Source organism: Burkholderia sp. IDO3, assembly GCF_003366075.1.
GTDB classification, from domain to species: Bacteria; Pseudomonadota; Gammaproteobacteria; order Burkholderiales; family Burkholderiaceae; genus Burkholderia; species Burkholderia anthina.
On sequence record NZ_CP028963.1, the window covers coordinates 2,665,223 to 2,686,468 of the forward strand.

A 21,246-nucleotide genomic window follows, 5' to 3' on the forward strand; every position below is an offset into this window, starting at 1 on the left:
GGGAATGGGCGCGGCCGGCCAGCCGGCCGATGCGGCGCGACGCCGCCCCGCGCCGCCGACGCCCGCACGCGCGCCGCTCTACACGTGGGTGCAACAGCCGGCGGAGCCGGTCACGCCGTCGCCGAGCGTTCATGACACGCTGCGCTCGATCGAGGCAAGCACCGCGCAATGGGCGACGCTGGATAACACCCGCTCGACGAATGGACTGAACACGACGGCAACCGCCGCGACTGCAGCCGGAGCGATCGCGGCGGCAAGCAGCGGCGCCGCGCCGGCATCGACCGCGGTGCCGGGCGGGTTCGTTCCGGCAGCACCGCAGATCGCGCCGCGCGACACGGGTCGCCTGGACGAACACGAGCCTGTGCCGGCATACGACGACGCACCGATCGTGCTCGACGCGTTCATGCCCGCCGAGCCGAGCGCGCACGTGCATGCTGCCGCGCCGGATGCCATGGTGTCCGGCGACACCGCGCAACCCGAGGTGTCGGACCTCCGTGTCGCCCCCGAAACGCCGGCGCGCCACGCGAACGACGAGAGTCGACATGTCGCGGATGCGCCTGTCGCGCCGGCATTCCATGCCCCCATCGACGTTGCGCCGTGGGAAGACAGCGTCAGCCCGCCGTTTGCCGCTATCGATGCGCCGCAGAAGAGCCCGATTGCCGCTTCGCCGGCGGTTGGCGGTGAACCGGTCGCGGCCGGCCAGGCTTCGAGCGCCGTCACATCCGCAGCAAGCGGCATGGCTCGCAACTTCGATGCGAACGAAGCAGCGACCACCACCCGCATCGGCGCCCCGTTCGAATCGCAGCCCGCGCGCTCTGCCGATACCGCCGTATCGGCCGATTCGGCACACAACACGCGTGACGGCGTGAATGGCGTGAACGGTGCGAAGGCCGCCGAGCAAGTCGCGACGCCCTCTCCTCCCCCTGTTTCGCCTGTTGCGGAAACACCGGCGCGCACGCTTGCCGACGCGATGCCCGTTGCGGCGGCCGCGACCGCCCTCGTCGCGTCGAGCACGGCACCGGCCCACACCGTGACGGGAACCGTCTGGAAGAATGAAGCGGCCGTGAAAAACGTTGCAGAGCGCGTCGCGGACGCTGTCCCGCTGTCCACGAGCACGCAACGCCCCACGACGCCGGCAATGAGCGCCGCGCCCGCACCGTCGACTTCCTCGGTCGCCGAACCGGCCTCGGCTAACGCCGCGACCTCTGCGCAGTGGTCGAGCCCGTTGTCGGCCCGCCCCTTCGCTGCTGCGCCGACTTCCTCGACCGCCTCGACCGCCGGCACATCGTCACCCGTCGTCGCCCCCGTTCCGGCTACGCCCGCACAGGCCATCACGCCGAACCGCACGCCTGCCGCTACCGCGCCTTCGTTTGGCGGCGTGACCAGCGCGGCATCGGGTTCGCCGTCGCAATCGGCCGCACCGGCATCGGCCGTCGCATCGGTTGCGCCGTCGGCGCTGGCTGGCGCGACGAGCGCGGTGGATAGTTCCGGCCATCGCGTGTCGTCCGCTGCGTCGGCCATCGGGCCGGCAGCATCGTCGATGATCGGCGCCGCTGCCGGCCCGGTATCCGACCCGGTTACGCGCTCGCCTGCACCGGCGGCGGCCGCCGCCCCGACGCCTGCGGCAAACACCGCCGGCGTGTCCGCGGCGCAGCCTTCAACGCCCGCGCCGTCCGCATCGATCGACACGTCATTCAGCGCAACCGCATCGCAACCGGTCGCAAGCATCCCGACACCCACAGCAACCGCAATGCCTTCCGCATCGTCGGGCGCGACGCTTGCCGCCGCATCGGCCACCGGTTCGACGGCATCGTGGACCCGCGCAATCGATGCGCCCTCGAACAACGCAGCAGCCGTGCCGACCGAAGCGACACAGTCGGCAACCACGACTCCGCCTGCCGCTGCAATCGCGACGCCCCCATCGTCCGGCGCACCGGTCACGACCGGCACGAACGCGGCCGCTACGCCCGCCGCGTTCGGCACCACGCCTGTCACGACGGCCGGCACGCTGGCGTCCGTTGCCGCAACCGCTGCGCCGGCACTCTCGCCGTCGCCCGTCACCTCGGCGGTGTCGGTATTGCCGGTTGCCCTCGCACCGAGCACAACCTTCGGCGTCGCAACGCCCGCACCGTCGATCGCGCCGGCACCCTCGGCCCCGGCGCAGTCGTACACCACGCCGCCCGCCCCTGCTGCAACGCCGGCGAGCTGGTCCATGTCCGGCGCCGGCGCCACGCCCGCCCCGGCAGGCATCGCCGCATCGGTCGTCACTGCCGCACCGCTTGCAGCCGCAACGATCGCCGATGCGAGCCTGCCGCCGGCGGCCGACGCCGCAGCGGCAGAACCGGCCACCCCGGCCGCCGACGCATCGGCCCCGCCTGCCCGCCCGCCGCGGCCGAATGCGTTCGAATTCCACGCGCCCGCGTCGTTCAACGTCGAACTGCCGACGCTCGACCTGCTCGAGCCCGCATCGGACGACGTCCAGACGATCTCCGAAGAGCACCTCGCGCAGACGGGCCAAGTGATCGAGCAGCGGCTGCAGGAATTCAAGGTGCCGGTGACGGTCGTCGGCGCATCGGCCGGCCCGGTGATCACGCGCTTCGAGATCGAGCCCGCGCTCGGCGTGCGCGGCAGCCAGATCGTTGGCCTGATGAAGGATCTGTCGCGCGGCCTCGGCCTCACGTCGATCCGCGTCGTCGAGACGATCCCCGGCAAGACCTGCATGGGCCTCGAACTGCCGAATGCGAAACGCCAGATGATCCGCCTGTCGGAGATCCTCGAATCGCGCCAGTACCAGCACTCGACGTCGCAACTGACGATCGCGATGGGCAAGGACATCACCGGTCACCCGGTCGTCACCGATCTCGCGAAGGCGCCGCACATGCTGGTCGCGGGTACGACGGGTTCGGGCAAGTCGGTCGCGATCAACGCGATGATCCTGTCGCTGCTGTACAAGGCCACGCCCGAGGACGTGCGGCTCATCATGATCGACCCGAAGATGCTCGAGCTGTCGGTCTATGAAGGGATCCCGCACCTGCTCGCGCCGGTCGTCACCGACATGAAGCTGGCGGCGAACGCACTGAACTGGTGCGTCGGCGAAATGGAGAAGCGCTACCGGCTGATGTCGGCCGTCGGCGTGCGCAACCTCGCGGGTTTCAACCAGAAGATCCGCGACGCGCAGGCGAAGGAAAAGAAGATCGGCAACCCTTTCTCGCTGACGCCGGACGATCCGGAACCGCTGTCGACGCTGCCGCTGATCGTCGTGGTGATCGACGAACTGGCCGACCTGATGATGGTCGCCGGCAAGAAGATCGAAGAGCTGATCGCGCGCCTCGCGCAGAAGGCGCGTGCGGCCGGCATCCACCTGATCCTCGCGACCCAGCGGCCGTCCGTCGACGTGATCACGGGCCTGATCAAGGCGAACATCCCGACGCGCGTCGCGTTCCAGGTGTCGTCGAAGATCGACTCGCGCACGATTCTCGACCAGATGGGCGCCGAATCGCTGCTCGGCCAGGGCGACATGCTGTTCCTGCCGCCGGGCACCGGCTATCCGCAGCGCGTGCACGGCGCGTTCGTCGCCGACGAGGAAGTGCACCGGGTCGTCGAATACCTGAAGCAGTTCGGCGAGCCGCAGTACGAAGAAGGGATTCTGGACGGCCCGGCCACCGATGGCGCGGCGCAGGACCTGTTCGGCGAAGCGCCGGATGCGGAAGCCGATCCGCTGTACGACGAAGCCGTCGCGTTCGTCGTGCGCACGCGGCGCGCGTCGATTTCGTCGGTGCAGCGGCAGTTGCGCATCGGCTACAACCGCGCCGCGCGTCTCGTCGAGCAGATGGAAGCAGCCGGACTCGTGTCGCCGATGGGCATCAACGGCAGCCGCGAGGTGCTCGTGCCGGCCGCGGCCGACTGAGTGCGGCGGCCGGACGGCCGCCGCCGGGACGGGCGCGCCGCGCAAGCGGCCGCCCGGCATACGAAGGGCGCTGCGTCGGCAGCGCCTTTTTTATTTACTGCGCCACCGGCACCAGCTTGAAATCGACCGGACTGCCGACCGCGACCTTCTGCGGATTCGGGCCGAGCTGCCCCGTTTCGACGTCGCGGCTGAACACGTAGAACGTGTCGCTGTCCTGGTTGCCGACGATCAGCCACTTGCCGGTCGGGTCGATCAGGAACTCGCGCGGCGTCTTGCCGAGGCTCGACTGGCGTCCGACCGTCTTCAACCGGCCGTCGGCCTCGTTCACCGCGTAGATCACGATGTCGTTGACGTCGCCGCGATTGCTCACGTACAGGAAGCGGCCGTCCGGCGACAGGTGGATCGCGCCGCCGCCGACCTTGCCCTTGAAGCCGGGCACCGTCATCGGCACGATCTCGACCGGCGCCAGCTTGCCGTCGTGGTAGCCGAACACCTCGACCGACGCGCTGAGTTCGCTCGTCACGTACGCGAACCGGCCGTCGGCGCTGAACACCATGTGACGCGGGCCGGAGCCGGCCTTCACGGGCGTGTAGCGCGTATCGGTCGGGCTGATCAGCCCGCGGCTGCCGTCCACCGTGTAGCGATAGCCGTAGATCTTGTCCGTGCCGAGATCCTGCACGAACAGGTAACGGCCATCCGGCGAGAACACGGTCGAATGCACGTGCGCGCCGTCCTGGCGCCCCTTCACGGGCCCGGTGCCCTCATGATGCACCGTCAGCACGGCCTGGCCCACCGCGCCGCCGTCGCGGATCGGGAACACCGCGAAGCTGCCGCCCGGATCCGCCGCGACCGAGTAGTTGGCCGTGACGAGGTACTTGCCGTCCGGCGACAGCGCCAGATAGCAAGGATCGTTCCCTTCCGACGACACGCGGTCGATGAACGTGAGCGCGCCCGTCTTCGCATCGAAGCCGAACGCGCTGACGCCGCCGCGCTCGTTGGCCGGCCCGTTGTCGCCGGGCAACTCGTTGACCGCGTAGACGGTGCGACCGTCGCGGCTCGGCAACAGATAGGACGGGTTCACGGTCTTCGCCGACGACACGGGCGCGACGCTGCCCGTCTTGGTATCGAAGCGATACACGTAGATCCCGTCGCTGCCGTGGCCCGTATAGGTGCCGACCAGCAGGTTGTAGACGCCGTCGGCCGGTGCCGGCGATTGCTGCGCAAAGGCGTGGGTCGCGGACAGGGAAAGCACGATCGCGAAACCTTTCATCCAGTGAGCGAGCCTAAGCGGGAACCCTCGTGTCGAAGCGCGTGCGTCATGCTCGCGTAAACGGTTGGGCATTGAATCCTCCTTGCATCGAGTCGCTTCAAGTGTTGAGATAGGACGAAACGCCGGCCGATCATGCGCTCCGCCGCCCGGCCGAGTATACGGGGCGCGACGCCGGCACGTGAAGCCCGGGCGCCGCAGCCTGCATTGTGAACTCGACTATCCAAGGACCGCTTGCCCATGCCCGCCCTGATCGAAGACTACGCCCTCGTCGGCGACGGCCACACCGCCGCGCTGATTTCGAAAGACGGCTCCGTCGACTGGCTGTGCTGGCCCCGCTTCGATTCGGGCGCCTGTTTCGCGGCGCTGGTCGGCACGCCCGAACATGGCCGCTGGCTGCTCGCGCCGGCCTCCGACGCCGCGATCACGCACACGACACGCCGCTATCGCGGCGACACGCTGATCCTCGAAACCGACTACGAAAGCGCCGACGGCGCCGTCACCGTGATCGACTTCATGCCGCCCGGCAACGGCTGGTCGGAACTCGTGCGGATCGTCGTCGGCCGCCACGGCACGATGAAGATGCGCATGGAACTGGTGTTGCGCTTCGACTACGGTTTCTCGATCCCGTGGGTCACACAGCTGTCCCGCGAAAGCGGGATGAAAGCCATCGCCGGTCCCGATACGGTCGTGCTGCGCACGCCGGTGGCCCTCACCGGCAAGAACCTGCACACGCTCGCCGAATTCACGGTGAGCGCCGACGAGCGCATCCCGTTCTCGCTCGGCTATGCGGCGTCGCACCTGCGGCTGCCGCCCGCGCGCGATCCGCTGTCGATGCTCGCCCGCACCGAGAACTACTGGCTCGAATGGTCGGGGCGCTGCCAGGTGCAGGGCCGCTATGCGGCCGCCGTGCGCCGCTCGCTGATCACGCTGAAGGCGCTCGCCTACGAGCCGACCGGCGGCATCGTCGCCGCGCCCACCACGTCCTTGCCCGAGAAGATCGGCGGCAACCGGAACTGGGACTACCGCTATTGCTGGCTGCGCGATGCGACGATCACGCTGCTCGCGCTGATGCGCGGCGGCTACTACGACGAGGCGCGCGCGTGGCGCACCTGGCTCGGCCGCGTGATGGCCGGCTCGCCCGAGCAGATCCAGATCATGTACGGGATCGCGGGCGAGCGCCGGCTGCCGGAAATGGAGCTCGACTGGCTGCCCGGATACCAGGATTCGAAGCCGGTGCGCGTGGGCAACGGCGCGGCGAACCAGCTCCAGCTCGACGTGTTCGGCGAAGTGATGGCCGCGCTGCACCTCGCGCGCGTGGGCGGCCTGCAGGCCGACGACACCGTGTGGTCCGTGCAGTGCTCGCTGCTCGACCATCTCGAGAAGATCTGGCAGGAGCCCGACGAGGGCATCTGGGAAACGCGCGGCGGCCGCCGTCATTTCACGTTCTCGAAGGTGATGGCGTGGGTCGCGTTCGACCGCGCGATCAAGTCGGCCGAGATGTTTCGCCTGCCCGCGTCGCTCGACCGCTGGCGCGCGCTGCGCGACCGCATCCACGCGGACGTCTGCGACAACGCATGGCACGAAGGCAAACAGGCGTTTGCACAGAGCTACGGCAGCGACGAGCTCGACGCGAGCGTGCTGCTGATGCCGCTGCTCGGCTTCCTGCCGCCGGAAGACCCGCGCATCGTCGGCACGGTGGAGGCGATCGAGCGGGAATTGCTGCACGACGGGCTCGTGATGCGCTATCGCACCACCGAGTACGACGACGGCCTGCCGCCCGGCGAAGGCACGTTTCTCGCATGCAGCTTCTGGCTGGTCGACAACTACGCGCTGCTCGGCCGGATCGACGACGCGCACCGGCTGTTCAGCCGGCTGCTCGCGCTGTCGAACGACCTCGGGCTGCTCGCCGAGGAGTACGACCCGGTCGGTGGGCGGCTCGTCGGCAATTTCCCGCAGGCGTTCTCGCACGTCGCGCTCGTGCATACCGCAATGAACCTGATGCACCACGAAGAGGCAATGGCCCGCGCGGCCGGCCAGCCCGCGCCGGCCGTGGTGACGGGGCGCTGAGCGGCGTCGGGGCAGCTTCGTCAGAGAACGTCAATTCGCAAAAGTTTGATGAAAAATCGGGGAAATGTTGCATTGCAACACCGATCGTTGTCCGATATGATCGACGCGATTGTCCGGCCGCAGTGCAACATGGCCGGCCGCTGACCCCCACGGCACGCGGCGACGCCCCAAGCCGCCCTGCGCACCGTCCCCCCACGCGGGAGTAGTCTGCATGCTTTACCAACTGCACGAATTCCAGCGGGCCATGCTGAGCCCGCTCACGGCCTGGGCCCAGGCTGCCTCCAAGTCGTTCGCCAACCCGTCCAGCCCGTTCTCGCTGATGCCCGGCGCGCCGCGCATGGCCGCCGCGTACGAGCTGGTATACCGGCTCGGCAAGGACTACGAGAAGCCCGAATTCAACATTCACCAGATCGTCAAGGACGGCCACAACATCCCGATCGTCGAGCAGACGATCGTCGAGAAGCCGTTCTGCCGCCTGCTGCGTTTCAAACGCTATTCGGACGACGCCGACGCCGTCACGCAACTGAAGGACGAGCCGGTCGTGCTGGTCTGCGCGCCGCTGTCGGGCCACCACTCGACGCTGCTGCGCGACACCGTGCGCACGCTGCTGCAGGATCACAAGGTGTACATCACCGACTGGATCGATGCGCGGATGGTGCCGGTCGAAGTCGGCCCGTTCCACCTGCACGACTACATCGCGTACATCCAGGAATTCATCCGCCACATCGGCGCGCGCAACCTGCACGTGATCTCCGTGTGCCAGCCGACGGTGCCGGTGCTCGCGGCGATCTCGCTGATGGCGAGCCGCGGCGAGGACACGCCGCTCACGATGACGATGATGGGCGGCCCGATCGACGCGCGCCGCAGCCCGACGTCGGTGAACTCGCTCGCGACGCAGCACTCGACCGCGTGGTTCGAGAACAACGTGATCCATACGGTGCCCGCGAACTATCCGGGTGAAGGCCGCCAAGTGTATCCGGGCTTCCTGCAGCACACGGGCTTCGTCGCGATGAACCCGGAACGCCATGCGCAATCGCACTGGGACTTCTACCAGAGCCTGCTGCGCGGCGACGAAGAGGACGCCGAAGCGCACCGCCGCTTCTACGACGAGTACAACGCGGTGCTCGACATGGCCGCCGAGTATTACCTCGAGACGATTCGCGTCGTGTTCCAGGAATTCCGGCTCGCGGAAGGCACGTGGGACATCGAAGGCGAACGCGTGCGTCCGCAGGACATCAAGCACACCGCGCTGATGACGATCGAAGGCGAGCTCGACGACATCTCGGGCAGCGGCCAGACGCACGTCGCGCACGAGTTGTGCACGGGCATTCCGCAAGACGATCGCCGCAGCCTGACCGCCGAGAAGTGCGGTCACTACGGGATTTTCTCCGGTCGCCGCTGGCGCACGATCATCTATCCGCAACTGCGCGACTTCATCCGCGAGCATGCGCCGGAACCGAAGAGCGGCGCGACGAAGGCGCCCGCCGATGCACCGGTCGCAGCCCCCGTCGCCACGCTGCCGGCCAGCCAGCCGCAGGCCGAAACGGCAACGCGTGCCACCGTCACCGCTGCGAAGCGCACGCGCGCGAAGGCACCGGCCGCGACGGTCGCCCCCGCGAGGACGGCAACCGCGAAGACCGCACCCGCCGCGAAACGCGCAGGCAGCACGCGCGCCAAACCCGCTCGCGCACGCAAGGCCGCCTGACGCACCGCGTCCGGATAAAAAACGCCGCCGTTGCTTGCGCACGGCGGCGTTTTTTCATTCGGCGATCGCAGTTGGCGCAGTTCGGCGGTTCAGCGCCGCAGCAGATACGCGAGCAACACTTCGGTGTTCATCCTGACCATCTCCGCGCGCTCGTCGGCTTCGCTGAAGTCGCGGCCGAGCGTCGCGGCGAGCGTGAAGCGGTTCGACACGATGTAGTAGCCGAGCCCCGACAGCGTCACGTAGAAGCGCAGCGGATCGACGTCGCCGCGAAACAGCCCGGCCTTCTGGCCGCGCATCAGCACGTTGCCCAGCTTCGCGACGATCGGCGACATCATCTCGCGGATCCGCGTCGACTTGTGCAGGTAGCGCGCTTCGTGCAGGTTCTCGTTGTTGATGAGCCTCAGCAGTTCCGGATGGTCGCGGTAGTAATCCCACACGAAATGCGCGAGCCGCGTGACGGCCTCGACGGGCGCGACGCCATCGAGATCGAGCACGCGCTCGGCCTCGGTCAGTGCGGAGAACGCGTGTTCGAGCACGGCCGTAAACAGCTGCTCCTTGCTGCCGAAGTAGTAATAGAGCATCCGCTCGTTGGTTTCGGCCCGGCGGGCGATCTGGTCGACGCGCGCGCCGAACAGCCCTCCACTCGCGAACTCTTCGGCTGCCGCCATCAGGATGCGGCGGCGCGTACCTTCAGGATCTCTTTTGATTTTTGGCTGATTCATGGTGGCGTTTTGCTATGTGAGCCGCGTGATCCGGACCGGCACCCCCACCGCCTCGGCGCCGACTGCCGTGGAACGGGCGCGCCACGTGCGGCCGCCCTCCTGCTGAGCCCCTGCAAAAAAGCGGTTTGATTATGCGCACAGACGGCGTCCAGCGCAATGCGGGAAATCGGCGATAATCGAGCTTTGGCAAACCTTTCCGGCCGCGCCAGACGCGGCCGAGAGCCAGTCGGCGCCGCTGCGCCCGTTGTCACCGTGACCGATTCCAAAACCCTCGCGGATCGCATCGAAGATCTGCTTCCCCAGACGCAATGCACGAAGTGCGGCTATAACGGCTGTCGTCCGTACGCCGACGCCATCGCCGCCGGCGACGCGAACTACAACCAGTGCCCGCCCGGCGGCGCCGAAGGCATCGCACGCCTCGCCGGCCTGCTCGGCAAGCCCGTGATCCCGCTGAATCCCGTCAACGGCAGCGAACATCCGCGCGCCGTCGCGTTCATCGACGAGAGCCTGTGCATCGGCTGCACGCTGTGCATGCAGGCGTGCCCGGTCGACGCGATCGTCGGTGCACCGAAGCAAATGCACACGATCGTCGAGTCGCTGTGTACCGGCTGCGACCTGTGCGTGCCGCCGTGCCCGGTCGACTGCATCGCGATGGTGCCCGTGACCGGCGATCGCACCGGCTGGGACGCGTGGTCGCAGGAGCAGGCAGACGCCGCACGCGAACGCCACGACCGCCGGCTCGCGCGCCAGCGCCGCGAACGCGAAGCCGCCGAAGCGCGCGCTGCCGCACGTCGCGCGGCGAAGCCCGCGCCGGCAGCCGGGCAGCCCGACACGCAGCCGGCCGCGCCGAGCGCCGCCCCGGCCGACGACGCCGACGCGAAGAAACGCGCGATCATCGCCGCCGCGCTCGAACGCGCGCGCAAGAAGAAGGAAGAGCTGTCCGCGCAAGGCGCCGGGCCGAAAAACACCGAAAGCGTGAGCACGGCCGTGCAGGCCCAGATCGATGCGGCCGAAGCGCGCCGCAAGCGACTCGCCGAGCAGCAGGCACAGCGCGACGCCGAAGGCCACGACGACCAGCACAGCGCATCCACGCCGCCCGACCACGACACGCCATGAACGCCAGCAAACGACGCGCGATCTACGAAACGCTGCAAAGCCTCAACCCACATCCGACGACCGAGCTCGAATACACGACGCCGTTCGAACTGCTGATCGCGGTGATGCTGTCCGCCCAGGCGACCGACGTGTCGGTCAACAAGGCGATGCGGAAGATGTTTCCGGTTGCGAACACCCCGCGACAAATCGTCGCGCTCGGCGAAGAAGGCGTCACCGACTACATCAAGACGATCGGCCTGTACCGCACCAAGGCGAAGAACGTCGTCGCGACGTGCCGGATCCTGCTCGAGCGCTACGACGGCGAGGTGCCGGCCGATCGCGAAGCGCTCGAAAGCCTGCCGGGCGTCGGCCGCAAGACCGCGAACGTCGTGCTGAACACAGCGTTCGGCCACCCGACGATCGCGGTCGACACGCACATCTTTCGCGTCGCGAACCGCACGGGGCTCGCGCCGGGCAAGGACGTGAAGGCCGTCGAGACCGCGCTGGAGAAGTTCACGCCGAAAGAATTCCTGCAGGACGCGCATCACTGGCTGATCCTGCACGGCCGCTATGTGTGCAAGGCCCGCAAGCCCGAATGCTGGCATTGCGCAATCGAGCCGCTGTGCGAATTCAGGCCGAAGACGCCGCCGCCGAACGAGTGAACGCCGGCCACGGCTGACGCGCCGCACCGGCCGAGCCGCGTACGGTACGATCCGCAGGCCCCGTTGCGGCGCCTGCGGTGTTGCCCTTCCCCGCTCCTTTCCCGCTACGCGTTCGACGTCGCGGTCGCGTCGTCGGCTGCCGCGCCGCCCGCGCGCACGAGCGCCAGCACGGCCGCGAGAACCGCGACGCCGCCCGCCCACTGCAGCGGCGACAGCGCTTCGCCGAACAGCAGTGCCGCAAGCGCGACCGTCACGACCGGTTCGAGCGTCGACAGCATCGACGTGCGGGCCGCGCCCAGCCGCTCGAGCCCGGCGAAGAACGCGAGCATCGCCGCGACCGTCGACACCAGCGCGATCGCGAGCATCGCCGCCCAGCCGCCGGCCGTTTCCGGCCAGCGCGGCGGCGCGCCGAACAGCGTGGTCCGCACGAGCGCGATCGCGACGAGCGTCGCGGTCGCCGACAGGCAGACGATCGCGGTGGTCGCGCGCGGATCGACGCCGCGCGTCGCCTTCGTGCCGCCGACGATGTACAGCGAATAGATCACCGCGGCCGCCAGCGCGAGCGCGATGCCGAGCGGCTCGCCGTGGCCGCCGCCGACCATCAGCGCGGAACCGGCGACGCAGAGCACGAGCGCGACGGCCTTCGCGCGCGTGAGGCGCTCGCCGAGCCACCACGCGGCCAGCAGCGTGACGAAGGCCGGATACAGGTACAGCAGCAGCGCGACGAGGCTCGCCTGCGCATGCTGGAGCGCACTGAAGTAGCAGAACGACTGTCCGACGTAGCCGAGCGCCCCCATCGCGACGAGCGGCACGAGCGCGCGGCCGCGCGGCCATGCGACGCGGCGATGGCGGGCAATCGCGGCGAGCACCGCGCCGCCGATCGCGAAGCGCACGATCAGCAAGCCGAGCACGTCGACGCCTGCCGCATAGGCATAGCGGCCGAAGATCGCCATCGCGCCGAACGCGACGGCGGACAGCGCGACATAGAGCGCGCCTTGCAGCGCGGCGGACGGTGAGCGGGCGGTAGCGGACATGATGAAACGGCGCGAGCGCGTCGACGGATGTCGTCGGAGTGTACCGGCGCGGCGGCCGGCAGCCTAGTCGGCGCTTACCCGTCGCGCGGCGCGGCCGCCGCCAGCGCCGCGCGACGACCCGGCGTACAATGCCCGACGCGGCATGACGCCGCCCGAATCACGACGTTTCCCCACCATGTTCAATCCGAGTCGCGACGAAGTCCGCCGCTTTTTCACCGAAACCTGGCGCAAGCAGCGCGCCGGCGAGATCCTGACGCCGCTGGAAGCGATGGCGGCCGACTGGATCGTCGAGCACCCCGAATATCACGCCGACCTCGCGGACGCCGACGGCGCCGCCGCGCGCAACTACACGCCCGAGGAAGGCCGCACGAACCCGTTCCTGCACCTGTCGATGCACCTCGCGATCAGCGAGCAGCTGTCGATCGACCAGCCGCCCGGCATCCGCGCCGCGCACGACAAGCTGGCCGCGAAGCTCGATTCGACGCACGAAGCGCAGCACGTGATCATGGAATGCCTCGGCGAGACGATCTGGGACGCGCAGCGCACCGGCACGCCGCCCGATACGGACGCGTACCTGCAACGCATCCTGCGTCGCGCATCGCGCGACTGAGCGCCGCCGCGCCGGGCCGCCGACAAAAACGCGGACAAAAAAATACCCCGCCGCGCGGGGTATTTTTGCTGCGCGTGCCGGCAAGGCCCGCCGCGCTTACTTCTTGAACACGAGGTCGCCCTTGAGCGACTCGATGTAGGCCGCGATGTCCTTCATGTCGCTGACCGACAGGTTCTGGACCTGTGCCTGCATGATCGCGTTGTTGCGACCGAGCAGCGGGTTGGTCAGGCCCATCTGGTACTGGCGCATCGCCCAGACGAGGTAGTCGGCGTGCTGGCCCGCGAGGCGCGGATATTCGGCGTTGATCGGCTGGTTCAGCTGCGCGCCGTGGCAGGCCGCGCAGTTGTGCGATTCGACCAGATCCTTGCCCTTCGACGTGTCCGCCGCATGCGCGGTACCGATCGCGAGGCCGGCCGCCAGTACAACCGCCGCCGTCTTGAATGCGTTGTTCATGAATGCTCCTGTCCCGCCGGTGAGATCGGCGGCGCGCGCTTTACTTGTAGGGATTGTCCTTCGAGTCGACCTTCTGGGCGGCATAGTAGGCCGCCAGATCCGCGATGTCCTGATCCGTCAGCGAACCGGCGACCGCGTTCATCGACGGGAAGTGACGATCCTTCTTGCGGTAGGCCTTCAGCGCGTTCTCGAGGTATTGCTGGTTCTGGCCGCCGAGGACGGGTACCCGGTAGACCTCCGGATAGGCTGCGCGGTAATCCTGGATGCCGTGGCAACCGATGCACATGGCGGCCTTGCCCGCTCCGTCCTTCGGGTTGCCGACCACACCGGCCGCCTGCGCGCTGCCCGCGAGCGCCACGAGCGCTGCGACAACGACGTGTTTGCCGACGAATTTGTTCATAGCTCTTGTAACCTAGCTTGAGGGGAAACTGGCGCCGAAGCGGCAACGGCCCGCGCCGTTTTGCTGATCGGATCGCCACGCAGGCCAAAAAAAACGGCCAGATTGTACCGCGTCGGCGGGGAACGCGTCCATATGGCGCCCCGGTCCACCCCGCCGCAACCCCGCAACGATACGCGGGCCCGGCCGAACCGGACAGCCCTTCTGACTTATACTGGGTTTTTTTGCGATTAAGAAGAGCGCCGCCATGCGTTTCGAAGGATCCTCGCACTACGTCGCCACCGACGACCTCAAGCTCGCCGTCAACGCCGCGCTGACGCTGCAACGCCCGCTGCTCATCAAGGGCGAGCCCGGCACCGGCAAGACCATGCTCGCCGAGGAAGTGGCCGCCGCGCTCGACATGCCGCTGCTGCAGTGGCACATCAAGTCGACGACGAAGGCGCAGCAGGGCCTGTACGAATACGACGCGGTGTCGCGGCTGCGCGATTCGCAGCTCGGCGACGCGCGCGTGAAGGACATCGCGAACTACATCGTGAAGGGCGTGCTGTGGCAGGCGTTCGACGCCGAGCACCCGAGCGTGCTGCTGATCGACGAGATCGACAAGGCCGACATCGAATTCCCGAACGACCTGCTGCGCGAGCTCGACCGGATGGAATTCCACGTGTACGAGACGCGCGAGACCGTGCGCGCGAAGCACCGCCCGCTCGTGATCATCACGTCGAACAACGAGAAGGAGTTGCCCGACGCGTTCCTGCGCCGCTGCTTCTTCCACTACATCCAGTTTCCCGATCCGTCGACGATGCAGAAAATCGTCGGCGTGCACTTCCCGAACATCCGCGAGGAACTGCTGCGTGCGGCGCTCGAGAGCTTCTTCGAGCTGCGCAGCGTGTCGGGGCTGAAGAAGAAGCCGTCGACGTCCGAACTGCTCGACTGGCTCAAGCTGCTGCTCGCCGAGAACATCCCGGCCGACGCGCTGCGCGGCGCCGACGCGAAGCAGATCGTGCCGCCGCTCGCCGGCGCGCTGCTGAAGAACGAGCAGGATCTGAGCCTGCTCGAGCGGCTCGTCTACATGAACCGGCACAACCGGTAACCCACCCGCGAAGGCCCGGCCATGCTGCTCAATTTCTTCTACGCGCTGCGCGCAGCCAAGCTGCCCGTCTCGGTGAAGGAATACCTGACGCTGCTCGAATCGCTGAAGGCCGGGCTGATCTCGCCGTCGATCGACGCGTTCTACTTCCTCGCGCGGATGACGCTCGTCAAGGACGAGCAGTATTTCGACAAGTTCGACCAGGCGTTCGGCGCATATTTCCATGGCGTGTCCGCGCTGCCGTCCGAAGCGTTCGACATTCCGCTCGACTGGCTCGAGAAGCGCCTCGAGCGCGAGCTGTCGCCGGAGGAAAAAGCGCAGATCGACGCGATGGGCGGGCTCGACAAGCTGATGGAGCGCCTGAAGGAGCTGCTCGACGAGCAGAAGGAGCGCCACGAAGGCGGCAACAAGTGGATCGGCACCGGCGGCACGTCGCCGTTCGGGCACGGCGGCTACAACCCCGAAGGCATGCGCATCGGCGGCCCGTCGAACGGCAACCGCACCGCGGTCAAGGTGTGGGAGGCACGCGCATACCGCGACTACGACGATTCGGTCGAGATCGGCACGCGCAACATCAAGGTCGCGTTGCGGCGGCTGCGCCGCTTCGCGCGCGAAGGCGCGGCCGAAGAGCTCGACCTGCCCGGCACGATCCGCAGCACGGCCGCGAATGCCGGCTGGCTCGACCTGCGGATGGTGCCCGAGCGCCACAACAACGTGAAGGTGCTGATGCTGCTCGACGTCGGCGGCTCGATGGACGACCACATCAAGCGCACCGAGGAGCTGTTCTCCGCCGCGAAGGCCGAGTTCAAGCACCTGGAGTTCTACTACTTCCACAACTGCGTGTACGACCATCTGTGGAAGAACAACCGCCGCCGTCACTCGGAGCGCACCGCGACGTGGGACGTGCTGCACAAGTTCACGCCGGACTACAAGCTGATCTTCGTCGGCGACGCGACGATGAGCCCGTACGAGGTGCTGCAGCCCGGCGGCTCGGTCGAATACAACAATCCGGAAGCCGGCGCCGTGTGGCTGCGCCGCCTCGCCGACCAGTTCCCCCATCATGCATGGCTGAACCCCGAGCCCGAGCGGCTATGGGAATACCGGCAATCGGTCGCGGCGATCCGCGACCTGCTCGGCCAGCGCATGTATCCGCTTACGCTCGCGGGCCTCGAAACCGCGATGCGCGCGCTCAGCAAATAACAACGAACCCACCCTGCAGACACGAAGGCCGCGTCCGAGCGGCCTCCCCCCCGGAGATAGCATGAATTCCTCGCCCACCGCGAGCGCTGGCCGCGCCGGCGGCCGCCGCTTTTTCAACGATACGTCCGTGTCCGCGCTCGTCGCCGGCTTCGTCGCGATGATGACGGGCTACACGAGCTCGCTCGTGCTGATGTTCCAGGCCGGCCGCGCCGCGCACCTGAGCGACGCGCAGATCTCGTCGTGGATCTGGGCGCTGTCGATCGGCATGGCGCTGACGACGATCGGGCTGTCGCTGCGCTTTCGCGCGCCGGTGGTCGTCGCGTGGTCGACGCCCGGCGCCGCGCTGCTGATCGCGTCGCTGCCCGGCGTGCCCTACCCCGATGCAATCGGCGCGTTCGTCGTATGCGCGCTGCTGCTGACGGCCGTCGGCGTGAGCGGCCTGTTCGACACGCTGATGCGGCGGATTCCGGCCGGCATCGCAGCCGCGTTGCTCGCGGGCATCCTGTTCGAGATCGGCATCGAGATCTTCCGCGCCGCGCAGTTCCAGACGGCACTCGTGCTCGCGATGTTCTTCACGTACCTGATCGTCAAGCGGCTCGCGCCGCGCTATGCGATCGTCACGACGCTGATCGTCGGCACCGCGGTGGCCGGCGGCCTCGGCCTGCTCGACTTCAGCCGTTTCCACATCGCGCTCGCGCAGCCCGTGTTCACGATGCCCGCGTTCTCGGTCGCGTCGATCGTCAGCATCGGCATTCCGCTGTTCGTCGTCGCGATGGCGTCGCAGAACGTGCCGGGCATCGCGGTGCTGCGCGCGGACGGCTATCGGACGCCTTCGTCGCCGCTGATCGCGACCACCGGCCTCGCATCGCTGCTGCTCGCGCCGTTCGGCTCGCACGGCGTGAACCTCGCGGCGATCACGGCCGCGATCTGCACGGGCCCCGAAGCCCATGAAGATCACGCGAAGCGCTACACGGCCGCCGTGTGGTGCGGCACCTTCTATCTGATTGCCGGGATCTTCGGCGCGACGATCGCCGCGCTGTTCGCCGCGCTGCCGAAGGCGCTCGTCGTCTCGGTCGCCGCGCTCGCGCTGTTCGGCTCGATCATGAGCGGGCTCGCGAACGCGATGCAGGACGTGAAGCAGCGCGAAGCCGCGCTGGTCACGTTCATGGTCACGGCTTCGGGCCTCACGCTGCTGTCGATCGGCTCGGCGTTCTGGGGGCTCGTCGCGGGGATCGTCACGCAGGTGATCCTGAACGCGCGTCGTCCCGCCTAGCCCCGTACAGCGGAGGCCTGCCGCACCGGCGGCATGCCAAAACGTGCGCGACACGAATCGGGCCTAAAATGATGGATCGGAGGCGGTGCCCGGCGCCGCCTCGCTTCGCTGCCGCGCTCGCGCGGCCCGTGAGAACCCCGGCGCCCCGCGCCCTCCTCCCGAATCGCCATGACTACCGCACTCGACCAGCTGAAGCAGTACACGACCGTCGTCGCCGACACGGGCGATTTCCAGCAGCTTGCGCAATACAAGCCGCAGGACGCGACCACGAACCCGTCGCTGATCCTGAAGGCCGTCCAGAAGGATGCGTACAAGCCGATCCTCGAGAAAACCGTCCGCGATCACCGCAACGAAAGCACCGACTTCATCATCGACCGCCTGCTGATCGCATTCGGCACCGAGATCCTGAAGCTGATCCCGGGCCGCGTGTCGACCGAGGTCGACGCACGCCTGTCGTTCGACACGCCGCGCTCGATCGACAAGGGCCGCGAACTCATCAAGCTGTACGAAGCCGCCGGCATCGGCCGCGAGCGCATCCTGATCAAGCTCGCGTCGACGTGGGAAGGCATTCGCGCGGCCGAAGTGCTGCAGAAGGAAGGGATCAAGTGCAACATGACCCTGCTTTTCTCGCTGGTGCAGGCCGCCGCGTGCGCGGAAGCCGGCGCGCAGCTGATCTCGCCGTTCGTCGGCCGCATCTACGACTGGTACAAGAAGCAGGCCGGCGCCGACTGGGATGAAGCGAAGAACGGCGGCGCGAACGATCCGGGCGTGCAGTCGGTGCGCCGCATCTACACGTACTACAAGACGTTCGGCTACCACACCGAAGTGATGGGTGCGAGCTTCCGCACGACGAGCCAGATCACCGAACTCGCGGGCTGCGACCTGCTGACGATCAGCCCCGATTTGCTGCAGAAGCTGCAGGACAGCACCGACACGGTGGCGCGCAAGCTGTCGCCGGACGCGCTGCACGACAAGCCGGCCGAGCGCGTCGCGATCGACGAGGCATCGTTCCGCTTCCAGCTGAACGACGAAGCGATGGCGACGGAAAAACTTTCCGAAGGCATTCGCGTGTTCGCCGCCGACGCGGTGAAGCTCGAGAAGCTGATCGACGCGCTGCGCTGAATCGCGCAGCCCGCGCCTGCCGCTGTCAGTTGAGCTGTCAGCAGCACTGACAACAGGCGTCAGCAAGCATTGCCGACGGCCGCGAACCCTGTGTTCGCGGCCGTTTTATTTTTCATTCCAGCGTCAAGCGCGCGCACTACAATCCACGTCACGAGTGCGCCGGCCGCGTCCCGGTGCGCTCTTCCCGGTCAATCTTGGATATACCCGAGCCGGCGCCGACGCGCCTGCCCGGTCCACAGGAGACAACGATGCAAGTCCAACCGTATCTGACGTTCTACGGCCGCGCGGAAGAAGCCCTTCAGTTCTACGAAAAGGCGCTCGGCGCGAAGACGATGTTCAAGATGCACTTCAAGGATGCGCCGCCGAATCCCGATTACCCGATGTCGCCGGAGATGAGCGACAAGGTGATGCATGCGAGCTTCACGATCGGCGAGTCGATGATCATGTGCTCGGACGGCGACTGCAGCCAGCCGGACGGTGGCGCGCACGCGGGTTATTCGCTGTCGCTGAACCCGGCGACGGTCGACGAAGGCCGGAAGCTGTTCGATGCGCTCGCCGACGGCGGCGAAGTGACGATGCCGTTCGGCAAGACGTTCTGGGCGCTCGGCTTCGGGATGGCGAAGGACCGTTTCGGCGTGCACTGGATGGTCAACGTCGAAGACCTGTCGCAACGCGACGATCTCGCGAAGCGCGCGGGCCAGTAACACCCGCGCACCCAAGCAAAACGCCCGCGACTTGCGTCGCGGGCGTCGGGTCGAAACTGCCGCAGAAGGTAGGCCGATCAGCTCTCGACGACGTCGAGATAATCCTCCGGTCGCGTGCGGTCCTCGGCATGCGCCATGCCCATCACGCGCACCAGCACGCTCACCACCACCGACACCACCAGGTTCACGATCAGCGACCACACGGCCGCGTAGCCCGGAATCGCGAGGCCGAACAGGTGGATCGTGAAGATCGAGCCGGCCAGCTTCAGCGAGATCGCCATCCACGTGCCGCACACGATGCCCGCGGCCCAGCCGACCAGCAAGCCGCGATGGTCGAGCACGCGCGTATACAGGCCGAGCACGATCGCCGGCAGCGTCTGGATGATCCAGATCCCGCCGAGCAGCTGCAGCTGAATCGCATAGGTCAGCGGCAGCCCGAGGATGAACGCGACCGCGCCGACCTTCACGATCAGCGACACGAGCTTCGCCACGTGCGTCTCCTGCTCGTGCGTCATGTTGCGGTTCACGAACTCGCGGTGGATGTTGCGCGTGTACAGGTTCGCGGCCGCGATCGACATGATCGCCGCCGGCACCAGCGCGCCGATGCCGATCGCCGCGAACGCGACGCCGACGAACCACGACGGGAAGTAGTTGAGGAACAGCGCGGGCACCGCGAAGTTCGGGCCGAACGCCTTGAAGTACGGCGCGTACTGCGGCATGTCCTTCACGCCGGATGCGAGCGCCATGTAGCCGAGCAGCGCGAGCAGGCCGAGCACGAACGAATACGCGGGCAGCATCGCCATGTTGCGGCGGATCGTGTTGCCCGACGACGACGACAGGATCGCCGTGACCGAGTGCGGATACAGGAACAGCGCGAGCGCGGAGCCGATCGCGAGGGTCGCGTACGCACTGTAGCCGTTCAGGCTCATCGCATCAGGTGCCTTCAGCAGCAGCTTCGCCGGCGGCACCGTCGCGAAGATGTGCCCGAAGCCGCCGAGCTTCGCGGGGATCACGATGACCGCCGCGGCGATCGTGATGTAGATCAGGATGTCCTTCACGATCGCGATCATCGCCGGCGCGCGCAGCCCCGACGTGTACGTGTACGCGGCAAGAATCGCAAACGCGATGATGAGCGGCAGGTCGCCGACGAAGCCGGTCGTGTCGAAACCGAGCGCGCCGATCACCACTTCGATGCCGACGAGCTGCAGCGCGATGTACGGCATCGTCGCGACGATGCCCGTCACCGCGATCGCGAGCGCGAGCATCCGGCTGCCATAGCGTGCGTTGACGAAGTCGGCGGCCGTCACGTAGCCGTGACGCTTGGCGATGCTCCACAGTTTCGGGAACACGACGAACGCGAACGGGTAGATCAGGATCGTGTACGGCAATGCAAAGAAGCCCATCGCGCCGGCGCCGAACACGAGCGCGGGCACCGCGACGAACGTATAGGCCGTGTAGAGGTCGCCGCCGAGCAGGAACCACGTGACGATCGTACCGAAGCGGCGACCGCCGAGGCCCCATTCGTCGAGGTGGGCGAGATCGCCGCGCCGCCAGTTCGCGGCGAGAAAACCGAGGACCGTGACGCCGATGAACAGGAGAACGAAAACGAAGGTAGCGCCGAGATTCATCGCGCACCTCCTTGCGTGCCGTTCGCCTTCCACGCGTTCTTGGTCTTGTGATACACGAACGCGGTGATCACCGCGCTAATGAACACCCAGAGCAGCTGGTACCAATAGAAGAACGGAAAACCCAACCATTGCGGTTCGATCTTGCTGTACGACGGTACCCAGACCATCGCGATCAGCGGCACTACCAGCAGCCAGAGCCAGCGCTTGGCGGCCCGATTGGCGTCGGCATCGTGAGCCATGACGTCTCCTCATCTTTCCCGGTTATCGATCTTGTTGAGCGGGTACGGCGGCGAGAGGAGCGACAAAACGG

General features: G+C 67.6%; 18 protein-coding genes. 11 read left to right on the forward strand and 7 right to left on the reverse strand.

Going from position 1 to position 21,246, the window contains the following annotated elements:
* Positions 1-451 precede the first annotated feature (451 nt).
* Positions 452-3,907: a DNA translocase FtsK gene (locus DCN14_RS27110; RefSeq protein WP_275896831.1), complete on the forward strand. Its 3,456-nt coding sequence runs from the start codon at positions 452-454 to the stop codon at positions 3,905-3,907.
* Between the two features lie 94 nt (positions 3,908-4,001).
* Here DCN14_RS27110 and DCN14_RS27115 read toward each other — a convergent pair whose 3' ends face one another.
* Positions 4,002-5,249: a lactonase family protein gene (locus DCN14_RS27115; RefSeq protein WP_096507687.1), complete on the reverse strand. Its 1,248-nt coding sequence runs from the start codon at positions 5,247-5,249 to the stop codon at positions 4,002-4,004.
* Positions 5,250-5,414: 165 nt separating this feature from the next.
* On the opposite strand from DCN14_RS27115, the gene DCN14_RS27125 reads away from it, so the two are divergent.
* Both DCN14_RS27125 and phaZ read left to right on the forward strand, forming a co-directional pair.
* Positions 5,415-7,244, forward strand: a complete 1,830-nt coding sequence (locus DCN14_RS27125; protein WP_096507688.1) for a glycoside hydrolase family 15 protein — start codon at positions 5,415-5,417, stop codon at positions 7,242-7,244.
* Between the two features lie 211 nt (positions 7,245-7,455).
* Positions 7,456-8,949, forward strand: coding sequence for a polyhydroxyalkanoate depolymerase (gene phaZ, locus DCN14_RS27135; RefSeq protein WP_096507690.1), 1,494 nt, complete (start codon positions 7,456-7,458; stop codon positions 8,947-8,949).
* A gap of 89 nt (positions 8,950-9,038) precedes the next feature.
* On the opposite strand, the gene DCN14_RS27140 is transcribed toward phaZ, so the two are convergent.
* Positions 9,039-9,671: a TetR family transcriptional regulator gene (locus DCN14_RS27140; protein ID WP_096507691.1), complete on the reverse strand. Its 633-nt coding sequence runs from the start codon at positions 9,669-9,671 to the stop codon at positions 9,039-9,041.
* Between the two features lie 156 nt (positions 9,672-9,827).
* Here DCN14_RS27140 and rsxB point away from each other — a divergent pair, with 156 nt between their 5' ends.
* The gene (gene rsxB / locus DCN14_RS27145; protein WP_115531453.1) at positions 9,828-10,787 is read left to right on the forward strand and encodes an electron transport complex subunit RsxB; all 960 of its coding nucleotides are present in this window, start codon (positions 9,828-9,830) and stop codon (positions 10,785-10,787) included.
* The gene (nth, locus tag DCN14_RS27150) at positions 10,784-11,428 is read left to right on the forward strand and encodes an endonuclease III (protein ID WP_096502058.1); all 645 of its coding nucleotides are present in this window, start codon (positions 10,784-10,786) and stop codon (positions 11,426-11,428) included. The genes rsxB and nth overlap by 4 nt, the downstream gene beginning before the upstream one ends.
* A 104-nt stretch (positions 11,429-11,532) precedes the next feature.
* On the opposite strand, the gene DCN14_RS27155 is transcribed toward nth, so the two are convergent.
* Positions 11,533-12,462 (reverse strand): DMT family transporter, encoded by a 930-nt coding sequence (locus tag DCN14_RS27155; RefSeq protein ID WP_096502061.1) that lies wholly within the window; start codon positions 12,460-12,462, stop codon positions 11,533-11,535.
* A 175-nt stretch (positions 12,463-12,637) separates the two neighbouring features.
* On the opposite strand from DCN14_RS27155, the gene DCN14_RS27160 reads away from it, so the two are divergent.
* Positions 12,638-13,072, forward strand: a complete 435-nt coding sequence (locus DCN14_RS27160; protein WP_096502063.1) for a DUF1841 family protein — start codon at positions 12,638-12,640, stop codon at positions 13,070-13,072.
* A gap of 96 nt (positions 13,073-13,168) precedes the next feature.
* Here DCN14_RS27160 and DCN14_RS27165 read toward each other — a convergent pair whose 3' ends face one another.
* Both DCN14_RS27165 and DCN14_RS27170 read right to left on the reverse strand, forming a co-directional pair.
* The gene (locus DCN14_RS27165) at positions 13,169-13,525 is read right to left on the reverse strand and encodes a c-type cytochrome (RefSeq protein WP_096502065.1); all 357 of its coding nucleotides are present in this window, start codon (positions 13,523-13,525) and stop codon (positions 13,169-13,171) included.
* Between the two features lie 40 nt (positions 13,526-13,565).
* A complete protein-coding gene (locus DCN14_RS27170) occupies positions 13,566-13,925 on the reverse strand; it encodes a c-type cytochrome (RefSeq protein WP_096502067.1) in 360 nt (119 codons plus the stop codon).
* 244 nt (positions 13,926-14,169) lie between these two features.
* Between DCN14_RS27170 and DCN14_RS27175 the strand changes: the two genes are divergently transcribed.
* From DCN14_RS27175 to DCN14_RS27195, 5 genes are all read left to right on the forward strand, one after another.
* Positions 14,170-15,012, forward strand: a complete 843-nt coding sequence (locus DCN14_RS27175) for a MoxR family ATPase (RefSeq protein ID WP_096502069.1) — start codon at positions 14,170-14,172, stop codon at positions 15,010-15,012.
* 21 nt (positions 15,013-15,033) lie between these two features.
* Positions 15,034-16,209: a VWA domain-containing protein gene (locus DCN14_RS27180; RefSeq protein ID WP_096502071.1), complete on the forward strand. Its 1,176-nt coding sequence runs from the start codon at positions 15,034-15,036 to the stop codon at positions 16,207-16,209.
* A 61-nt stretch (positions 16,210-16,270) separates the two neighbouring features.
* Positions 16,271-17,482: a benzoate/H(+) symporter BenE family transporter gene (locus DCN14_RS27185; protein WP_096502073.1), complete on the forward strand. Its 1,212-nt coding sequence runs from the start codon at positions 16,271-16,273 to the stop codon at positions 17,480-17,482.
* 168 nt (positions 17,483-17,650) lie between these two features.
* Entirely contained in the window at positions 17,651-18,604 is a 954-nt protein-coding gene (gene tal / locus DCN14_RS27190) for a transaldolase (RefSeq protein WP_096502075.1), read from the forward strand.
* Between the two features lie 248 nt (positions 18,605-18,852).
* Positions 18,853-19,308 carry a VOC family protein gene (locus DCN14_RS27195; RefSeq protein WP_096502077.1) on the forward strand — a complete coding sequence of 152 codons (456 nt, stop codon included), beginning with the start codon at positions 18,853-18,855 and terminating at the stop codon, positions 19,306-19,308.
* Between the two features lie 77 nt (positions 19,309-19,385).
* On the opposite strand, the gene DCN14_RS27200 is transcribed toward DCN14_RS27195, so the two are convergent.
* On the reverse strand, positions 19,386-20,936 hold the full coding sequence (locus DCN14_RS27200; protein ID WP_096502079.1) for a sodium:solute symporter family protein: 1,551 nt from the start codon (positions 20,934-20,936) through the stop codon (positions 19,386-19,388).
* The gene (locus DCN14_RS27205; RefSeq protein ID WP_096502081.1) at positions 20,933-21,175 is read right to left on the reverse strand and encodes a DUF3311 domain-containing protein; all 243 of its coding nucleotides are present in this window, start codon (positions 21,173-21,175) and stop codon (positions 20,933-20,935) included. The genes DCN14_RS27200 and DCN14_RS27205 overlap by 4 nt, the downstream gene beginning before the upstream one ends.
* Positions 21,176-21,246 lie beyond the last annotated feature (71 nt).

Excerpts from the sequence above, each read along its gene's own strand:
- DCN14_RS27110 (WP_275896831.1), top strand. The coding sequence starts at position 452 with ATGGTGTCCGGCGACACCGCGCAACCCGAGGTGTCGGACCTCCGTGTC.
- DCN14_RS27115 (WP_096507687.1), bottom strand. The coding sequence starts at position 5,249 with ATGCCCAACCGTTTACGCGAGCATGACGCACGCGCTTCGACACGAGGG.
- DCN14_RS27125 (WP_096507688.1), top strand. The coding sequence starts at position 5,415 with ATGCCCGCCCTGATCGAAGACTACGCCCTCGTCGGCGACGGCCACACC.
- phaZ (WP_096507690.1), top strand. The coding sequence starts at position 7,456 with ATGCTTTACCAACTGCACGAATTCCAGCGGGCCATGCTGAGCCCGCTC.
- DCN14_RS27140 (WP_096507691.1), bottom strand. The coding sequence starts at position 9,671 with ATGAATCAGCCAAAAATCAAAAGAGATCCTGAAGGTACGCGCCGCCGC.
- rsxB (WP_115531453.1), top strand. The coding sequence starts at position 9,828 with ATGCGGGAAATCGGCGATAATCGAGCTTTGGCAAACCTTTCCGGCCGC.
- nth (WP_096502058.1), top strand. The coding sequence starts at position 10,784 with ATGAACGCCAGCAAACGACGCGCGATCTACGAAACGCTGCAAAGCCTC.
- DCN14_RS27155 (WP_096502061.1), bottom strand. The coding sequence starts at position 12,462 with ATGTCCGCTACCGCCCGCTCACCGTCCGCCGCGCTGCAAGGCGCGCTC.
- DCN14_RS27160 (WP_096502063.1), top strand. The coding sequence starts at position 12,638 with ATGTTCAATCCGAGTCGCGACGAAGTCCGCCGCTTTTTCACCGAAACC.
- DCN14_RS27165 (WP_096502065.1), bottom strand. The coding sequence starts at position 13,525 with ATGAACAACGCATTCAAGACGGCGGCGGTTGTACTGGCGGCCGGCCTC.
- DCN14_RS27170 (WP_096502067.1), bottom strand. The coding sequence starts at position 13,925 with ATGAACAAATTCGTCGGCAAACACGTCGTTGTCGCAGCGCTCGTGGCG.
- DCN14_RS27175 (WP_096502069.1), top strand. The coding sequence starts at position 14,170 with ATGCGTTTCGAAGGATCCTCGCACTACGTCGCCACCGACGACCTCAAG.
- DCN14_RS27180 (WP_096502071.1), top strand. The coding sequence starts at position 15,034 with ATGCTGCTCAATTTCTTCTACGCGCTGCGCGCAGCCAAGCTGCCCGTC.
- DCN14_RS27185 (WP_096502073.1), top strand. The coding sequence starts at position 16,271 with ATGAATTCCTCGCCCACCGCGAGCGCTGGCCGCGCCGGCGGCCGCCGC.
- tal (WP_096502075.1), top strand. The coding sequence starts at position 17,651 with ATGACTACCGCACTCGACCAGCTGAAGCAGTACACGACCGTCGTCGCC.
- DCN14_RS27195 (WP_096502077.1), top strand. The coding sequence starts at position 18,853 with ATGCAAGTCCAACCGTATCTGACGTTCTACGGCCGCGCGGAAGAAGCC.
- DCN14_RS27200 (WP_096502079.1), bottom strand. The coding sequence starts at position 20,936 with ATGAATCTCGGCGCTACCTTCGTTTTCGTTCTCCTGTTCATCGGCGTC.
- DCN14_RS27205 (WP_096502081.1), bottom strand. The coding sequence starts at position 21,175 with ATGGCTCACGATGCCGACGCCAATCGGGCCGCCAAGCGCTGGCTCTGG.